Origin of the sequence: Streptomyces finlayi, from assembly GCF_014216315.1 — a bacterium.
GTDB classification, from domain to species: Bacteria; Actinomycetota; Actinomycetes; order Streptomycetales; family Streptomycetaceae; genus Streptomyces; species Streptomyces finlayi_A.
The window spans coordinates 709401-726962 of the sequence record NZ_CP045702.1 but is presented as its reverse complement, the minus strand read 5'-3'; the positions used below and the strand labels follow the sequence as shown (position 1 = coordinate 726962).

Genomic DNA, 17562 nt, shown 5'->3' with positions numbered 1-17562 from the left:
CCGTGAGACCCGGCGCGTCGCACCCCGTACCCGTACCACTTCCCCGAGTACGGACGGAGGGCTGGCAGAGGCCGTCCGGGTGGCACGAGCCGTGCTGGAAAAGGACCGGTGGCGTAAGAAGGCGAGTGAGGTTCTGCTGAAGGCCGACGAGGAGGTGGGCCTCGCGGTCCTCCTGCGCGGCGGTACCTCCGACCTCAGCCGCGACGTTCCGGAGGAGGAGATCAAGGCGCTGCCGCGCGTGGGCGAACCGTGGCGCGCTTACGAGTGCCTGGTACTGCACAATCTGCGGCTCGTGTGGAGCATCGCGCTGAAACACCAAGGGCGAGGTCTTGATGTCGAGGACCTGGCGCAGCACGGAACCTTCGGACTGCTGCGCGCGGTGCGCAAATTCGACGTCACCAAGGGATTCAAGTTTTCCACCTATGCGACGTGGTGGATCAAGCAGGCGATCACGCGCGCCATCGCCGACGAAGGCACCATGATCCGGCTGCCCGTGCACGTCCACGAGAAGGTCAGCAAGGTCGCCGCGGCCGAGCGTGTGCTGCTGGGCGAAGGCCGCCCCAGGACGGTCGAGAACGTCGCCATCGCCACCGGCTTCACCTTCGCCGAGGTGGAGAAGCTGCGCAGGATCAGCCGTCCCACCGACTCCCTGGACCGGATCATCGGCGACAACCTCGTGCTCGGGGACCTGATCCTGGGGCCCTGCCGACTGCCCGGTCCCCCGGCCGTGCTGATCCGCAAGGAACTCCAGGCACGTGTACGGCACGTCCTCCTGGAGCACCTCTGCGAGCGTGACCGGTACATCCTCGTCCGCCGTACGGGCCTCGACGGTGACGACCCGTCAACCCTGGAGGAGATTGGCGTCGTCTTCGGCGTCACCCGCGAGCGCATTCGCCAGCTTGAGCCCAAGGCCAAGGCGAAGTTCCTGGGCCACGCCATCCAGCACGACCTGGCGCCGTCCCACCGCTGACCCGTACACGGCCCGGCGCTCACGTCGCCGTCCCACCTCCCGGCACCGCCTCGCCCGCCGGCCCTTCCCCTAAGGAACCTCGCGCATGGATCCCCGCCAGGAACTCGTCGACTACCTCACTCGCCAGCTCGTCGGCCCCGCCCACGGCGTTGACGAGGTACTCGACGCGCCGCCCGACCGGCAGTACCTCATGGGCACCCTCTATCCGCAGCAGGCGGACCTCCAGCGGCAGCTCGCCCGTGCGGGGGACGACCCCGAGGCGCCCGGCGTGGAACAGGACGCCCCGGACGTCTCCCCGGCGACCGACCCGGTGCCCGAGACCAACAGTTGGCTCCCCGCCTCCCTCGGCCTCAGCTTCTACGCCGGCACGGCCCGCGTCGAGGTGACCTGTACCGCTGCACGCTACGAGACGCTGAAGGGCGGACCCGGGCACGGGCGCCGCTGGCGTCGGAGCCCCCTCCCCGCCGAGACGCATGTCATCGGCCCGGACGGCCCGGACGCCGTGCCCGTCCTCGGTGGCCGCGCGGAGATCCGGCTGCGCCGACGCACCTACGGCGACGGCACCCTGATCACTGTGGCGCTGGTCAACACGGCCCGCCACGACTCCGGTGACAGCAAGCCGCCGAACTGGGACGACATGCTGTTCCAGTGCGGACTGAGCGTGCGCCCCCTCGGTGGCCCCGTCCTGCCCTACCCCAGCGTCCGGCTCGCCAGCCGCGACCCCGAGGAGCGCGAACTGCGCCTCCAGTACAGGCACGTTGTCACCCACGCCGTCGGACACGGCTGCGCCGTCCGCGAGGACCGCGGACCGGGCGGCTGGGTCGAACTCCTCGCCTGCGAGATCCTGCCGCGCGCGGAAGTCCCGGCCACCAGGGCCGGAGGGCCTCTCCACGCTCCCGCGCTCAGGCTCGCCCACCTCGCCGACCCCAGGACCAGCGACGCCCAACTCCGTGAAGAGCTCGTTGAGTTCGTGTCCGCCTACCACGGCTGGTACGCCGGACTCCGCTCCGTCGAGGTCCCGGCCTGGGGGCGGGAGGCCGCCGACCGGATCCTCGACCGCATCGGCCAGGCCGTCACCCGCATCGAATCGGGTGTGCGCACCCTCTTCGACCCGAAGTACCCCGAGCTGCTCGCGGCCTTCCGCATCGCCCAGCGCGTCATGCTGCTACAGATGCGGCACTCCGCGCCCGACCAGGCCGGGGAACGTCGTCGTCGTACGGATCCGGCGGCCGTCGACCCGCCGGTCGACGACCAGGCGACCTGGCGGCCGTTCCAGCTCGCCTTCTTCCTGCTCGCCCTCGACGGAGTCGCCGACCCCGGGCATCGCGACCGGGAGACGACCGACCTGATCTGGTTCCCCACCGGCGGCGGCAAGACGGAGGCGTACCTGCTGCTCGCCGCCTTCACCATCGCCCTGCGCCGGATCCGCGGCGAGGGCGGCGGGACGACCGTACTGAGCCGGTACACCCTCAGCCTGCTCACCACCCAGCAGTTCCAGCGCGCCGCCACCACGATCTGCGCCATGGAGCACCTGCGCCGCAGTGAACCGGAACTGGGCCTCGGCGACGAGGCGATCACTATTGGCCTGTGGGTCGGCGAGTCGACGACCCCCAACAGTTTCCAGGCGGCCAAGGACGCCTTCGACCAGCAACGCCAGGCGTCCCACCCCGAGGACGTCTTCATCCTCGACCGCTGCCCCTGGTGCGGGACCCGTGTCCTGCCGCCGACCCGCTCCACCGTCCGCGCCGACTACGGAGTCCGGGCGGAGAGCGGCCGGTTCTCCTTCTTCTGCACCCGCGACGAGTGTGCGTTCCACGACGTCCTGCCGGTGGCCGTGGTCGATCAGCACCTCTACCAGGAGCCCCCCACCTTCGTCCTGGGTACCGTCGACAAGTTCGCCCGGCTCGCGTGGGAACCCCTCTCCGGACGGCTCTTCGGCGCCGGAACGGCGAACCCGGCCCCGTCCCTGATCATCCAGGACGAGCTGCACCTGCTCACCGGACCGCTGGGAACCACCGTCGGCCTCTACGAGTCGGCCGTGCTCGAACTGTGCACGGGCCCGGACGGCCGCCCGCCGAAGATCGTCGCGGCCACCGCCACCATTCGCCGCTCCGCCGAGCAGGTCCGCGCCCTGCACAACCAGGACGTGCAGCTCTTCCCACCATCCGGAATCGACGCCCACGACAGCTTCTTCGCCGTACCCGACGACAGTCGCCCCGGCCGCCTCTACCTCGGCGTCATGGCCCAGGGGCACACTGCGGGCCGTGGCGCCGTCGCCACCACCGCCGCCATGCTCCAAGGCGTCCACCAGCTCCCCGAGGACCACCGTGACGACTACTGGACGCTCGTCGCCTACCACCACAGCCTGCGCGAACTGGGCCGCACCGTCACCGCGGCCGGCGACGACATCCCCGCCCAGATCCGCGGTCTCGACGAGGGGGCGGGCGTACGCGGGCTGAATGACGGCGAGGTCCAGGAACTCACGAGCAACCTGCCGCGTGCCGAACAGCCCATCCTTCTCGACCGACTTGAGAAGCCCTGGACAGATCCCCGGTCGGTCTCGTTCCTGCCGTGTACGAACATGCTCTCCGTAGGCGTCGACGTGAAGCGGCTGGCCTACCTCCTCATGCAGGGGCAGCCCAAGACCACTGGTGAGTACATCCAGGCCACCAGCCGCGTCGGCCGTCACCGCGTGCCCGGACTCGTCGTCACCTACTTCAACGCCACCCGTCCGCGCGACCGCTCCCACTACGAGACCTTCATCGACTACCACAGCGCCCTCTACCGCTACGTCGAGCCCGCCAGCATCACGCCTTGGTCGCTGCCCGCCCGCCGCCGCGCGCTGCACGCCGCACTCGTCGTCCTCGTACGCCACCGGCTCGGCCTGGCGGCGGAGAACCAGGCCGGGCGGATCACCGGCCACCGGGCCGAAGCCGACCGGATCGCCGACGCCCTCGCCGACCGCGCGGCGATCGCCGAGGGCGGAGCCGTACGCAAGGGCGGCGACACCGTACGCGCCAAGACCGTACGGGCCGACGTCCGCCGGGAACTCGGCTACCACCTGGACGACTGGTGCCGGCAGGCCGAGGCGGCTGCGGCGGAGGGCAAGGACCTCTACTACCGAAGCCAGGGCAAGGGCCAGCACAACCTGCTCAAAGCCTTCGAGCAGCGCTACGGCCTGTGGGAGGCCCTCAACTCCATGCGCAGCGTCGACCGCGAATGCCAGATCACCGTGACGGGAGCAGGAAAGTGAAGCGGAAACTCCGGGTCCGTCAGGCGCAGACGGTACTGCCGTTCGGTGTCGGCGCCGTCCTCGACGTCCAGGGCGAGTCGTTCGTCGCCGCCGGAATCGAGATGTGGCCGCAACAGGGCAGGACACCCGTGCCTTCCGAGCGGCTCGCCGCCCGCCTGGGCGTCACCGCATTCCACGCTGCCCCGCACACACTCAACGACCTCTACGACCGGACCGACCGCCCCGGCGTCCCCTATGTGCGCTTCCCCGGCTGGTTGTTCTGCGGGGCCTGCCGGACGATGGTCCGCTTCCTGCGCGAGGACGAGAAGCCCGGCGAACCGCCGCTCTGCAAGGCCTGCGCCGCAGCACCCCGCCTCGCCCCGATGCGGTTCGTCCGTATCTGCCCGGACGGGCACCTCGACGACGTCGACTGGTGGTACTGGGCCCACTCCAAGCTCCCGGCCGAGCAGCGCGACGCGTGCTCCGAGGCACCGCACGCGTGGAAGGCCGGTCGTCTCAGCTTCCTTGTCGCCGACCGGGCCTCCGGACTCGAAGCGCTCTCGATCCGCTGCGGAGGGACCCGGGCCGGCCGGCCGTGCGGAGCCACACGCGACCTGCTCGACGTCCTCGGCCCCCAGCCCGGACGCTGCTCGGCCCGCAACCCCTGGCAGCGCCGGAATCCCGACGTCACCTGCGGCCAGCAGGTGCACGTCGTGCAGCGCACCGCCGGCAACGTCTACCACCCGGTCGTGTACTCGGCGCTCGACATCCCGCAGACCACGGAGCCGAAGCAGACGGCGCAGGAATCCGACACGGCCGAATCCGTACGCGACCACGGGTACTGGGAGAACCTGCTCGCCGTGGCCGGCACACCCCGGGCGGACCTCTTCCGCGGCATGATCCAGGAAGACACCGGGGCCTCCGACAGCCTCATGGACCAGCTCCTCGCCGAGGCAACCGGAACCCCCGCACCGGTGCCCGCCACCCGGCCGGCACCGGAGAAGCTCGACCTCAGCCGCGACGAGTGGGACGCCTTCGCCGCCGAGCAGTTCCCGGAACCCACCAAGGAGTTCGCGGTACGCCGCGGCAACCTCGGCCTGGACGGCGACACGGAGGAGCCCTGGGCCGCCCTCGACGCCCACGTCGGCGGTGTCCTCCTCGTCGACCGCCTCCGCGAGGTACGGGCCCTGACCGGCTTCCGCCGCTACGCCCCGCACGGCCTCCTCGTCCCCGCCGACACCAGCGGCCGCCTGCGCTGGCTTCCCGCGACGGAGGTCTACGGCGAGGGGCTCGTCCTCAGCCTCGACGAGCAGCGCCTCGCCGACTGGGAACGCGACCCCCGCGTACGGGCGCACGTGCACCGCGTCCGCGACGACCTCGACGCCTCGTTCCGCGCCGAGCAGCTCGCCGAGACCGCCGGCGCCGAACTCTCCCCCCGCTTCGTACTCCTGCACACCCTCGCCCACCTGCTGATCCGTCAGCTCTCCTTCGACTCCGGCTACACCACCGCTTCCTTGCGCGAGCGGGTCTACGGCCGCCCCGAGTACGGCCAGCACGGTCTGCTCGTCTACACGGCAGCCGGCGACGCCGAAGGCACCCTCGGCGGACTCGTCCGCCAGGGCGAGGCACCGCACTTCGCCGAGACCCTCGTCCGGATGCTGGAGGCGGCTGCCTGGTGCTCCGCCGACCCCCTGTGCGCGGAGCACACCGGCCAGGGCTTCGGAAACCTCAACCGGGCCGCCTGCCACGCCTGCACCCTGCTCCCCGAGACGAGCTGCCAGACCGGCAACACCCTCCTGGACCGGGCCCTGGTCGTCGGCTCCGCCCAGGTCCCCGGCTACTTCAGCGACGTCCTCACCGCGAGCCGCGAGGCCGCAGCCGCCACCGCTACCGCCCTGGGACGCCCGCTGTGAAAACCCCCGTGCTCCACACCGACCTCACTCCAGCCCAACGCCTCTGCCTGGACGACCTGCCCCTGAGCGGACACCACCTCGTCAGCGGCCCGCCCGGCAGCGGCAAGAGCCTGCTCGCCGCCCACCGCGCCGTCCACCTCGCCCTCACCGGCCGCCCCACCGTGCTGCTGTCCCGTTCCAGGCTGCTCAGCCAACTCCTGCGGGACACCCTCAAGGACCTCGCGATCCCCGCGGCCCCCGTCGAGACCGCCACAGTCCATGGCTGGATCAACCGCCGCTTCGGCGCCGACGCCCCACGCACCGGGGACGGCTGGTTCGACTGGACGGCCCTCATCCACCGTGCCGCAGCCACCTTCGGCGAGGACGACTCGGGAGCGCCCCACCTCGTCATCGACGAAGGCCAGGACCTGTCACCGGGCTTCTACGGGCTGGCCCGTCTCTCCGCAGCCTCGGTCACGGTCTTCGCCGACGAGTGCCAGCGCCTCACCGAAACCAACTCCACCCTCGCCGAGATCACCCAAACCCTCGGCCGCTCGACGGGACGGACCGAGATCGGCGGCAACCACCGCAACACCCGCGAGATCGCCTCCCTCGCCGAGTTCTTCCGCACCGGCGGCACCCGCCCAGAGATCCCGCTCCGCAGCGGTTCCCTGCCCGTCGTCCGCCACTTCTCCGGTACCAAGGAGATCTCCGAAGAGATCGCCACGCTGTCCCTGCGGAACCCGCGCGACCGGGTCGGGGTGATCGTGGCGTCGCTGCGTACGGGTGCCGACCTCCTACGCCGCCTCGAAAGGGCCGGCCTCCCCGCCGAACCGCAGCTCTACAGCTCGGCGGCGAGCACCGGCCGCTACCGCGACCTCGACCTGGCCCGCCCCGGCGTCGTCCTCGTCCACCGCGAGAGCGCCAAGGGGCTCGACTTCGACACCGTCGTCATCGCCGACACCGAGACCGACGCGGCCACCGACCCGACGTCCGCCGCACTGCGCATGGCCTACTACGTCATGATCACCCGCGCCCGTCAGCGCCTCGTCCTGGGCTGGCAGGGCAATCGGCTGCCCGGTCACCTGGAAGGGCTGCGGGGCTGGGCGACGATGAAATGAAACGTGGCGGAGGGCATCCCGCCGCTCCCCAACTACTACCCGCTGCACGGCGCCGTTTCAGGAGTGGACCATGGACAAGAAGATTCAGTTGATCAGCGACGGCGACGGGATCACGGTCCTCGGCAGTCAGAAGGATGTCGAGCATTTCCTCGCCTCCGAACGGCTGTTGTCGCTGGCGACGGAGATCAGCGGGCGAAGGCTGGGAGCTCTGCTCCGTTTCGGGGCCGCGGTCGCACAGACAGGCTCCGAGATGTCCGCCAACTCGGCGTGCTGGCTGAAGTTGACGAAGGAGTCCGCGCGCCTCGTCAAGGAACACGGGCTGATGGAGACCGGAACGCCAGGCGTCAGCCATGTGATGGTGGGGCAGCCTGGGCTGATCAAGTCGTGGCTCCAGGCGGAGAAGGGAGCCGGCTCCTTCTTGGTCAACCCGGCGAACCTCGCCGGTGTCGCGGGAATCATGGCGCAGCTCTCCAGACAGCAGGAGATGAGCGAGATCAAGAGCTATCTCGCGACGATCGACAAGAAGATCGACGACGTGATCCGCGCACAGGAGGACGTCGAACTGGGGAAGGTGGTCGGAGCGGGCTTCGACATCGAGTCCGCCATGACCGTCCTGCGACTGGAGGGCCGGGTCGACGATGACACGTGGTCGACGGTGCAGGCCAGGACCCACACGATCACGGACGCTCTGGGGTGGGCGCTGCGCCGACTCGACGCACTCGCGAAGCGGATGGAGAGTGCGACCAAGGTCGGCGACCTGGCCGAGTCCGCCAGGGAAGTGGACGCCAAACTCCAGGATCTCCTCCCCGTTGTGGCTCGGTGCTACGAGCTGCAGAACGCGCTCGACCTGCTGCGACTGGAGCGGGTGCTGTACGAGTCCCCGGACAAGCTGGACGGACGTCGGCTCGCGCTCAAGGAGGACAGGCAGAGGCGGCGGGAGCTCATCTCGGAGGCTGTCGAGCACCTGATGGCGCGGATGGACACGGCTGCCGACACGGCCCGCTCCAATGTGCTCCTCCACTTGTCCGTCCACCGGGCCGTGGTGGCCTCGGTCAACCAGGCCGGCAAGACCGTCGATGACTTCCACAGGCCGCTCGGAATCGAGTCCGGTCGACGCTCGACGGAGGGGACCCGCTGGTGGGACGCGGCCAAGGACGCGAAACAGTTGAAGAACGCGGCCGCAGAGGCGGGACGCAAAGCGGCGGCTGCGGGGGTGGGTGTCGCGGTCGTGGCCGTGGGAGTCCTGGCGATCCGCGCTGCGCAGTCGTCTGAGCAGGAGGGCGGCGAAGAGAGCGAGTGAATCGCCCCGCCGGCCCGTGCTTCCCGTGCTTCCCGCGCATCACGGAGTCGGCGCGTGTGGTCGCCGAGGCCGGGCCGTTGTCCGGCGGACAGGGCATGGCCTGTCATGAGTTCGCGGCGTGCCGGGGGTGGGGCGCGGCGAGGTCAGGGGCCGACCGGTTCGGAGAGCAGAGCGCGGACGGTCTTGCCGCTGGGCGGGTAGGGAACGCTGTCCCAGTGGTCGGCGAGGGCGGCGACGAGACGCAGGCCGCGTCCGCCGGTGTCGGGTGCGGGGGCCGCCGGGGGGATCTTCGGGAGGCGGTCGCCCCGGGAGTCGGTGACTTCGATACGGAGGCGGTCGGTCGGCGGGTCGTAGGCGAGGGCGATACGGAAGTCGCGGCCGGGGGTGTGGCCGTGGAGTACGGCGTTGGCGGCGAGTTCGGCGACGACGAGTTCGGCACGCTCCGTGAGGTCGGGCGGGGCGCCCCAGGAGAGCAGTTCGGCCACGGCGAGCAGGCGGGCGAGGCGGGCGCCGCGACGGGTTGATGACAGCTGCTGAGAGAACAACTGTACGGATGTGCGCAGTTGGGGGGCGGTCTGGTTCATGAGGCCAGCGTGGTGGTCCGAGGTGAGCGGCCGCGAGAGGCACACCCCGTACGCGGAGTGAGCGTACGGGCACGCGGGGTGGACAGTACGAAGATGTGTGGTCACTCTGAGTGGATGGGGTGCGAGCGGTGGGCGGGCCCCGGACAGTACGGAGTGCGGCACGGCAGAGAGGGACGGCGGATGGGCATCGTCGAGGAGGTCGGGGACAGCGGTGAGGGTGCGGCGGTCGGGGAAGCCGGTGCGCGGGCGGTGCCGGCGGGCGAGTGGGAGCGGGAGCCGCATCCGTCGGACAGCCTGCGGACGTTCGGGGCGGTCCTTCAGGCGCTGCGCGAGCACGCGGGGCTGAGCCGGGCGGAGTTCGCCGAGCTGGTTCGGTACTCCAAGCACACGGTGGAGTCGGTGGAGTTGGGGCGGCGGATGCCGGACGAGGCGTTCGTCGAGCGGGCGGAGGAGCCGCTGGGGAACACGGGGGCGCTGCGGAAGTCGGCCCGGCATCTCAGCCGGGGGGAGGTGGGGCTGGCGGCTTGGTTCCGGCAGTGGGCGCGGCTGGAGCGGGAGGCGGTGAGTCTGTGTACGTATGAATGTCGGCTGGTGCCGGGGCTGTTGCAGTCGGAGGCGTATGCGCGGGCGGTGTTCGACAACAGCATTCCGCTGCTGACGGACGCGCAGACCGAGGCTCAGCTCACCGCGCGAATGGAGCGGGCGGCGATGATGCGGGACAGGCCGACCGTGCCCTTTGGTTTCATCGTGGAGGAGTCGGTCTTCCGGCGGGGGTTGGGCGGGGACCAGGTGCAGGCGGACATGTTGGACCACGTGCTTGAGCTGACTGCACCACGCAATGTGACGCTGCAAGTAGTGCCGACAAAACTGGAGTTCCACGGGTGCCTGGATGGGCCTGTGCAGTTGCTGGAGACCGTGGAGGGACGGCGGCTCGGCTACTCCGAGGGCCAGCAGAACGGGCGTCTGATCGGTGATCCGAAAGAGGTCAGTCTGCTCTGCCGTCGCTATGACACACTGCGCTCGCAGGCCCTCAACCCCAAGGAATCGCGGGACCTGCTGGAGCGAGTGCGAGGAGAGCTATGAGCAGCGGTACGACGGAACTTGCCTGGTTCAAGTCCAGCTACAGCGGCACCCAGGGTGACAGTTGCGTAGAGGTCGCGTTCGCCGAACAGGCCGTCCACGTAAGGGACTCCAAGGACCTGGAGCGGGCCGCCTTCGCGGTGGGCCGTGAAGGGTGGGGGCGGTTCGTACGGTTCACGGCGGGGCGCTGAGCGGCTCGACCAGACTGGAGCCGCCCACCACCGGGATTCCGGTGGTGGGCGGCTTTCTCGTTCGTCGGGGATGGAACCGGTCAGGCCGGATGGCGGGGGCCGTGGCCGGGGGGTGGGGTGAGGGTGGAGCGGTAGGTGCCGGTCTCGGACTCGTCGAGGGGGGTTTCGAGGGTGAGGCCGGCGGCGGCCATGCGGTCGTACTCGGCGAGGATCAGATTCTTGGTGCGGTACTCGCCGTGGGCCTTGATGTCGTTGTCGCGGGTGACGTTGAAGGTGTCGAGGATGTAGGCGGTGTCGTCGCGAGAGATGCCGTAGAGGTGGAAGAAGAGGGCTTCCAACTCGGCGCGGATGGCAGCGCGGCGGTCGGGGTTCCAGCGGAAGGGGGAGCCGGTGTCGCCGAGGTCGCGGGCGAAGCCCGCCATGTCGTCGGCCGTATAGGTGAGTTCGCGCAGGCGGGGTTGAATGAAGTCCGTATAGCGGCTCAGGGTGTCAGGGGTCGGAACAGGGAACTGTTCCACGTATCCGTAGGTGAGGTGGGTGCCGCCGATCTTCTGGCGTACGGCGTAGTCGAATGCCATGGCGGAGAGAACGGCAAGGAGAAGTGGCGCTTGGCCTGAAGCGCTGGGCAGGGCGAGGGGAAACGGGTGGCCAAAGCCGTGCGCTGGTACCGCTGAACTGATCATCGTCCGCTCGTCGCTGGTCCGGCCGATGTCCCGCCACCCCATAACCCATTCCCGGTCCCAACCCTTCGCTGCCAGGCGACTCCGTACGCCGGGAGTCATGACTGGCTTCCCGTGCTTGTCCACCTCGCCGGTCGGGACGTCCTGCTCCGGGACCCAGTAACGCGGCATGGGAACAGCCGAGGCGTCCTGGTGCTGGTCCGGGGTGAAGCGGGGGAGAGTGCCCTTGTTGAGCTGCTTCTCGGTGGCGTCTTCGTAGGTGGAGAAGCGATGGTCGTAGTGATGGAGCATCTTCGCCTCGTAGAGCGGGAGGAGCCGCTCGTCGTTGCGGACGAGGATGTTGCCCTCCAACTCCCAGCCGTCCTTCAGGAGGTCCTCGAAGGTCTCGTTGTGCTCGGCGCTGGGGCGGAAGAGGTGGGAGTCGTTGGACATGTGGAACATGGTCATGAACGACACGCCCCACGGGTTGCCGTCGGGCTTGTTCTCGTCCACCAAAACCGGTACGCGACGGTAGATGTCGAGGGTGATCTCGGCGTCACGACGGCTGCTGAACACCGGGCAGGTGCCGGTGTTCGGATTCATCCGGAGAATGTCGGCTGCTGTGAGCTGGTAAGCCCTCTCGGGGATCTGTTCCGCCTGGCGGACCTTGAAGACCACACGGGCAGGCTCGTCAAGGCTTCCGGAACTTCGCAGCATGAAGAGGCAGAACCGCAGCTGGTTGTGGACGCCCGGGAAGACCTTGTCCTCATTCTCGAAGTCGTAGAGGGCCGCCAACTGCCCTTGCATCACAATTTCCTTGAAGAAGAACTGCGTCGTCGCATCCGTGGCGATCCCCGTCGGGACAATCACCCCAGTCCGTCCCCGAGGCCCCGTCAGTGTCCGGTCCGTCTCCGCGAAGACGGCGTACGTGTTGATGTCGCCGCGCCCTGTCAGCGGGAATCGGTCACTCACGCGCAGGAAGTGGCTCTCACCTTCCGCGCGCCGCTTGGCGGCCTCGAAGTCGGCGTACAGTAGCGCGCCGTCGCGGTCCTCGCGCAGGGCGGTGATCATGCGCTTGCGGGCCGCCGCGTTCTTGGCGGTCGCGATGCGCTCGTCACGCTGGGCGAAGAACTCCTGCTCCTGGAGCTTGACGCGCTCCCACGGCGGATTCCCCACCACCGCGTCGAACCCGCCCGCCCAGCCCGTCCCCGGCTGTACGCCCGTCCCCGACTCCGGGACCGCGAAAACATCCGGGAACTCCAGGTGCCAGTGGAAGAAGTGGTACTGGTCGCGCAGGGTCAGGATCTCGGCATGCGTGGCGTCCGGAACGGCGGACTGGTCCCGCTCCCGCAGCGCGCGGAAGACCTGGTCCGTCGGGGCCTCCGGGGCGCCCGCTTGCTTGGGCCAGACGAAGGCCGCGCACCACGCGTCGGCCGCGTGCAGGTCCTGGACGTAGTCGCTCGAATCCATGTACCTGAGGTACGCGGACTCCTGCGCGTGAACCTGCCCCAATGAGTCGGCCGGAGCGGAGACGATACGGGCGAGCTCGGCGGCGTAACGGGTGTTGCTGGGCAGAGTGCCCCCGCCGAAGAGGAGCTCGTCCTGGCCCCCGCGCTGGGCCTTGTTGCGCTTGACCAGGCCCGAGGCGTACTTCCGGTCGTCGCCCTCGATGGGCTTGAACGCGTCGTCCGGTACCCCACCCGCCAGCAGCTTCGGCGTCGCGCCGATCAGGCCGTTGCCCCGCTTGACATGAGCGTCCAGGAACCCCAGCGGCTTCCCCGGCTCCAGTGCCTCCAGCCACAGCGACACCTTCGCCAGCTCCACCGCCATCGGGTTGAGGTCCACACCGTAGATGCACCGCGCGATGACCTCGTGCAGTGCGTGCCGTACCGCGTCCGTCGTCGGCTCGGGGTTGCGCTCGCGCACCGACGCCAGCCGCTTGGCGATGCGGCGGGCGGAGGCGACCAGGAAGTGGCCGGAGCCGCAGGCCGGGTCGCAGACCGTCAGCGACAGCAGTTCGGCGGCGATGTCGTCGGTCGGGTCGGGGTGGCCGGCGGCCGATGCGCGCTGTTCGCCGCGCTTGACCGCGTCGTCGATGACCGGGTCGAGAGTGGTGTCGAGCAGGCACTCGATGAGGGAGGACGGGGTGTAGTAACTGCCCGTTGTCTTGCGACTGTTGCCCGCGACCTCGACGAGTTCGAAGCTGCGGTCGGTGGCGGAGTGCTTCGGCTCCAGCTCAAGGAGGGATTCGTAGACCGAGCCCAGTTCCTCCGCGTCCAGGTGGCGGTAGTCGACGGAGCGCCAGCGGCGGGCGCCGGGGTCGCGGACCTGGGCCAGGTGACGTACGGCCGTGAGAAGTGCTTCGTTGGACAGCTTCAGGCTGGTCAGAGGCTTGTCGGCGTCGTTGGGGGAGAACAGGCCGCCGAGGCCCGGCAGGCCCAGTTCCGGCCGGCCGCCCTCCCTGCCCAGCGCGTCGAGGACGAGGCGTAGGGCCTCGTACAGGTCGCCGTGGCCCGTGCCCTGGCGGCGGCGGGCGTGTATGCGCAGCCGGGCCGAGGAGAAGTACTTCGCGTACGTCTCGCGCTGCCGGTCGGTGGCGTCGGGGCTGAGCAGCGCCTCGCGGTCCTCGGCGACGAAGACGAACAGGAGGCGGTAGACCAGGCGCAGCAGGGCCTCGCGCAGGGCCTTGGGGTCGACGTCCTCGCGCAGAGCGGTGTTGGCCGGGTGGCGCAGAAAGCCGGTGCCGAGGACGGTCAGGGCGTGCTGGACGCCCAGGCGGAGCTGGTCGAGCGCGCGGGCGCCGGAGTTGACGGCTTCCGTACGCCACCTCTCCAGCCAGCACGCCGAGGCCGCCGACCCCTCCGGTACCTCGAAGCGGGACGCGTGCAGGACCGCGTACAGCAGGACGAACTCGCTGAAGAGCTCACCGTCGAAGATCGCTTCGAGGTCGAACTCGACGTACGCGGCCGTGGACATGGCCGAGGAGTCGCGCAGCAGACGAAGGCGGCGGCCGTTGGTGAGGATCGCCCAGAGGTGGGCCTCGGTGCGGTTGAGGCAGTCCTGGAGGAGGGACTGGGCGGGGACCTGGCCGGGGGCGGGCCGCTTGTCGGGTTCCTGGTTCCACGGGATGAGGTGGAGGAGGGCCGGGCCGTGCCGGTGGGAGACGGGGAAGGCGACGGACGGGTCGGAGTCGGCGGGGATCCCGGGCGGGCCGACCGGGGTGAGGGCGCCGAAGTCCAGCTTGCGGAAGAGCTGGGCCAGCCAGTCCGTGGAGGCACGGCCGGTCGGGTCGGCGGCCGGGGCGCCGGTGACCGGGTCGGAGGGCAGCGCGGTGCGCAGCTCGCGCCAGAGCGGCTTGAGGTACTCCCAGGCGCGCTCGGCCTCGTCGCGTACGGGCACGGAGGCGGGCAGGCCGTAGTCGGCGGGCTTGGTGCCCGGCACGGTCTTCGCCTCGGCGATGCGCAGCAGCATGTCGGCGGGGAGCAGGCCGCCGAGGGTGGTGATGGAGGTGAAGGCCGGAGCGGTGCGGGTGGCGGCGGACATCAGGCTTCAGCTCCAGCGGGGGTCACGGCGGCGGCCGGGGCGGCGGGGAGGTAGACGTACGCGCCGAGGATGTCGGCGGGCTTCTGGGGGACGACCTTCAGGCCGCGGACGATCTCGTCGTTGGCCTTGCGGACCCGGCGGTGCGAGGTGTCGAGCGCGGCGGCGAGCTGTTCCCCGTACTCCTCCAGATGGGAGGTGAGTTCGCGCAGGTTGTCGAGGTTGCGGGTGATCTGGTTGCGGGCCATCTGCGGGTTGGTGTTCGCGGAGGCGCGGGCGGCGAGGAGTGCGGCCGTCGCGTCGTCGTCGAGCCAGCGGGCGCGCTGCGGCATGCCCTCGAAGGCGAGCAGCCGGGCGTCCTCGGCGACGAGCTGCTTCTCGCCGGTGCGGGACGGCAGGGTGAGGTGGAAGCGGTAGCGGACCAGGAGGAGGGTCGTACGGGTGGTCACCGCGTCGGTGGTGACGACGCCGCAGCGGCGGGCCGGGCGGGGGCCCGGAGTGCCGCTGTCCAGAGCCGAGTTGAGGACGTACGAGGCGAGCGCGCCGACGGCCGGGTCGGTGCGGACCAGGGCGGCCTCACCGCGGGCGATCGCCGGAGTCGTACGGAAGGGGATCTGGCGGTCCTCCTCGACCAGCCGGCCGCCCAGGGTCGCGGCGAGTGCGTCGCGCAGACCGGCCGGGGTGCCGCCGACCTGCGCGGTGAAGTCGCCGGAGCCGTCGCGGGGGTCGCGGACCAGGGCTTCCAGGCCCTGGAGGGCGGCCAGGGCGAAGTCGCGTACCTCGTCGCCGCCGCCGAGCGCGGCCCGTACCTCGGCGACCTCGCGGGCGACGTCCTGCGGGTGGATGGAGCGCTGCGCGTACTTGGAACGGGAGGCCTTCTCCCGCTCGGCCGCCGAGTTCCAGTCGCGCTCAACACGGTCGAGGGTCGCCTGCGTGCCCGGCATCTCGAACAGGGTCTCCTGGCTGCCCTGGCGGCCGTGCAGAAGGAGCCATTCGACGATGGCGTCGGTGACGCCCGAGGCGGTCTCGTCGGGGACGGAGACGGAGATGCCGAGGTCCTTCTGGATCTGGCGGTGCTTCGCGAAGAGGACTTCCAGGACCTTGCCGTCGATGCCGTTGTCCCCGCCGAACATCGTGATGACGCGGACCTGGTCGCGCTTTTGCCCGTACCGGTCGACACGGCCCTCGCGCTGGTCGTGACGGGTGGGGTTCCAGGCGAGGTCGTAGTGGATCACGGCGTCGAAGTGGTGCTGGAGGTTGACGCCCTCGGAGAGGCAGTCGGTGGCGATCAGGACGCGGCGGGCGGCCGGGTCGTCGGCGCCCTGCGCGCCGAGCTCCTCGATCCGCTCCAGACGCTGCTGCGGGGAGAGGGTGCCGGTGACGGCCGCGACATGGGCCTTGCGGCCGAGCTTGCCCGGCTTGCCCTCGGTGCCGCCCAGCTCCGCCGCGAGGTATTCGGCGGTGGGGATGTAACGGCAGAAGACGATGGGGTTGTAGCCGTCGGCGAGCAGCGCCTTGAGGTGCTTGACCAGGGCCTTCAGCTTCGCGTCACTCTGCTGGCCGGACAGGGCGGCGGCCCGCTCGGACAGTTCGAGCAGACGGGCGCCGGCGTCCTCGCCCTCGCTCGCGCCGGGGGCGACGTCCAGGCCCTCCAGGGTGTCGGCGTCGGCGGAGTCCTGGGTGAGGGGAGCGCCGAGCACGTCGGCCTCCTCCGCGCTGCGGGCGACGGCCGCCGTGGAGCGGGTCTTCAGGGTCTGGGCGGCGGCAGCGGGGGAGGAGACCATCGAGCGCAGCAGGGCGATCACCGACCACCAGGCGATCCGCGCCTCGCGTTTGCCCTGGCCGTCGGCGGTCCGCACCCGGTCGGCGGCGTACGCGATGGCGTCGTCGAGGAGGGCGCGGTACTCGGGGGTGAGCTTGTAGGGCTCGTCCTTGGTCCAGCGGTCGGAGGGGAAGGCGGTGCGCTCGACGAGCGAGTCGTCGGCCAGTCCGTCCTCCTTGGTGAGGTACTGGCGGACGTCGGCGCGCTTGCGGGCGACGAAGTGCTCGGCGAGCTGGGCGCGGCCCGTCGGGGAGTCCAGGTCGACCTCGGCCAGGTCGGGCCTGATCAGGCCGAGCAGGTTGCGGAACGCGGACTCCTTGCCGGAGTGCGGGGTGGCGGTCAGCAGCAGCAGATGGCGGTCCTGGTCGGCGGCGACGCGCTGGAGCAGTTCGTAACGCAGCTGGTGGGTATTGGTCTTCCTGCCGCCCGCGTGGACGTCGTCGGCGGCGACGCAGGTGTGTGCTTCGTCGACGATGACCAGGTCAGGGCAGTGGCGGACGAAGTCCTCGCGGTGGCGGGTGGACTTGATGAAGTCCGTCGAGATGATCGTGTGCGGGTACTTGTCGAAGAGCGACTGGCCCAGTTCCAGGCCGCGTTCGAGTCGGGAGACCGTGGAGGCCAGGACGAGCTCGGCGTCGATGCCGAACTTCTCCCGCAGCTCCCCCTGCCACTGCTCGGCGAGGGAGGGGGAGCACAGCACGGTCAGCCGGGTCGCCTCGCCCTGCGCGAGCAGTTCGGTGGCGATCAGTCCGGCCTCGATGGTCTTGCCGATGCCGACGTCGTCGGAGATCAGCAGCCTCACCGTGCGCTGGCGCAGGGCCATCAGGAGCGGTACGAGCTGGTAGGCGCGCGGTTCCACGGCGATCGAAGCCAGCGAGCGGAAGGGGCCCGCACCCGAGCGGAAACCGACGCGCAGCGCCGTCCGCAGCAGGCCGGCGGCGTGCTGGTCGCCGAGGTCGTCGGCGTCCGGGGCGGCGAACTCGGCCGGACGTACCTCCTCGAAGGCGGGGAAGACGGCGGCGAGGTCGTCGTCGCCGCCACCTAGCGGGCGCAGCACCAGCATGTCGGGCGCGCTCTCGGGCAGCACCACCCACTCGCGGCCACGGGCGGCCACGAGGGAACCTGCGGAGTACGTGAGGCTCATGAAGTGTCTCGGATCCTTCAACGGGTT

At 70.4% G+C, this 17562-nt stretch carries 10 protein-coding genes; 7 read left to right on the top strand and 3 right to left on the bottom strand.

The window, feature by feature from the left end:
* The first annotated feature begins 91 nt into the window (after positions 1–91).
* The 5 genes from F0344_RS03470 to F0344_RS03450 all read left to right on the top strand — a co-directional run bounded on the left by F0344_RS03470 (position 92) and on the right by F0344_RS03450 (position 8515).
* Positions 92–970 carry a sigma-70 family RNA polymerase sigma factor gene (locus F0344_RS03470; protein WP_258049643.1) on the top strand — a complete coding sequence of 293 codons (879 nt, stop codon included), beginning with the start codon at positions 92–94 and terminating at the stop codon, positions 968–970.
* Between the two features lie 85 nt (positions 971–1055).
* Complete coding sequence (locus tag F0344_RS03465) at positions 1056–4223, top strand: helicase-related protein (RefSeq protein ID WP_185297356.1); 3168 nt, start codon at positions 1056–1058, stop codon at positions 4221–4223.
* The gene (gene drmB, locus F0344_RS03460) at positions 4220–6115 is read left to right on the top strand and encodes a DUF1998 domain-containing protein (protein ID WP_185297355.1); all 1896 of its coding nucleotides are present in this window, start codon (positions 4220–4222) and stop codon (positions 6113–6115) included. The genes F0344_RS03465 and drmB overlap by 4 nt, the downstream gene beginning before the upstream one ends.
* Positions 6112–7215, top strand: a complete 1104-nt coding sequence (locus F0344_RS03455) for an AAA family ATPase (RefSeq protein WP_185297354.1) — start codon at positions 6112–6114, stop codon at positions 7213–7215. Before drmB ends, F0344_RS03455 begins: the two co-directional genes overlap by 4 nt.
* A gap of 70 nt (positions 7216–7285) precedes the next feature.
* Entirely contained in the window at positions 7286–8515 is a 1230-nt protein-coding gene (locus F0344_RS03450) for a hypothetical protein (protein WP_185297353.1), read from the top strand.
* Positions 8516–8658: 143 nt separating this feature from the next.
* On the opposite strand, the gene F0344_RS03445 is transcribed toward F0344_RS03450, so the two are convergent.
* Positions 8659–9099 carry an ATP-binding protein gene (locus F0344_RS03445; RefSeq protein WP_185297352.1) on the bottom strand — a complete coding sequence of 147 codons (441 nt, stop codon included), beginning with the start codon at positions 9097–9099 and terminating at the stop codon, positions 8659–8661.
* Between the two features lie 180 nt (positions 9100–9279).
* On the opposite strand from F0344_RS03445, the gene F0344_RS03440 reads away from it, so the two are divergent.
* Positions 9280–10182, top strand: coding sequence for a helix-turn-helix domain-containing protein (locus F0344_RS03440; RefSeq protein WP_185297351.1), 903 nt, complete (start codon positions 9280–9282; stop codon positions 10180–10182).
* Positions 10179–10370, top strand: coding sequence for a DUF397 domain-containing protein (locus tag F0344_RS03435; RefSeq protein ID WP_185297350.1), 192 nt, complete (start codon positions 10179–10181; stop codon positions 10368–10370). The genes F0344_RS03440 and F0344_RS03435 overlap by 4 nt, the downstream gene beginning before the upstream one ends.
* Before the next feature lie 80 nt (positions 10371–10450).
* On the opposite strand, the gene F0344_RS03430 is transcribed toward F0344_RS03435, so the two are convergent.
* Together F0344_RS03430 and F0344_RS03425 are read right to left on the bottom strand one after the other, a co-directional pair.
* Positions 10451–14572: an Eco57I restriction-modification methylase domain-containing protein gene (locus F0344_RS03430; protein WP_185297349.1), complete on the bottom strand. Its 4122-nt coding sequence runs from the start codon at positions 14570–14572 to the stop codon at positions 10451–10453.
* Positions 14572–17535 (bottom strand): DEAD/DEAH box helicase, encoded by a 2964-nt coding sequence (locus tag F0344_RS03425; RefSeq protein ID WP_185297348.1) that lies wholly within the window; start codon positions 17533–17535, stop codon positions 14572–14574. Before F0344_RS03425 ends, F0344_RS03430 begins: the two co-directional genes overlap by 1 nt.
* Positions 17536–17562: the final 27 nt, after the last annotated feature.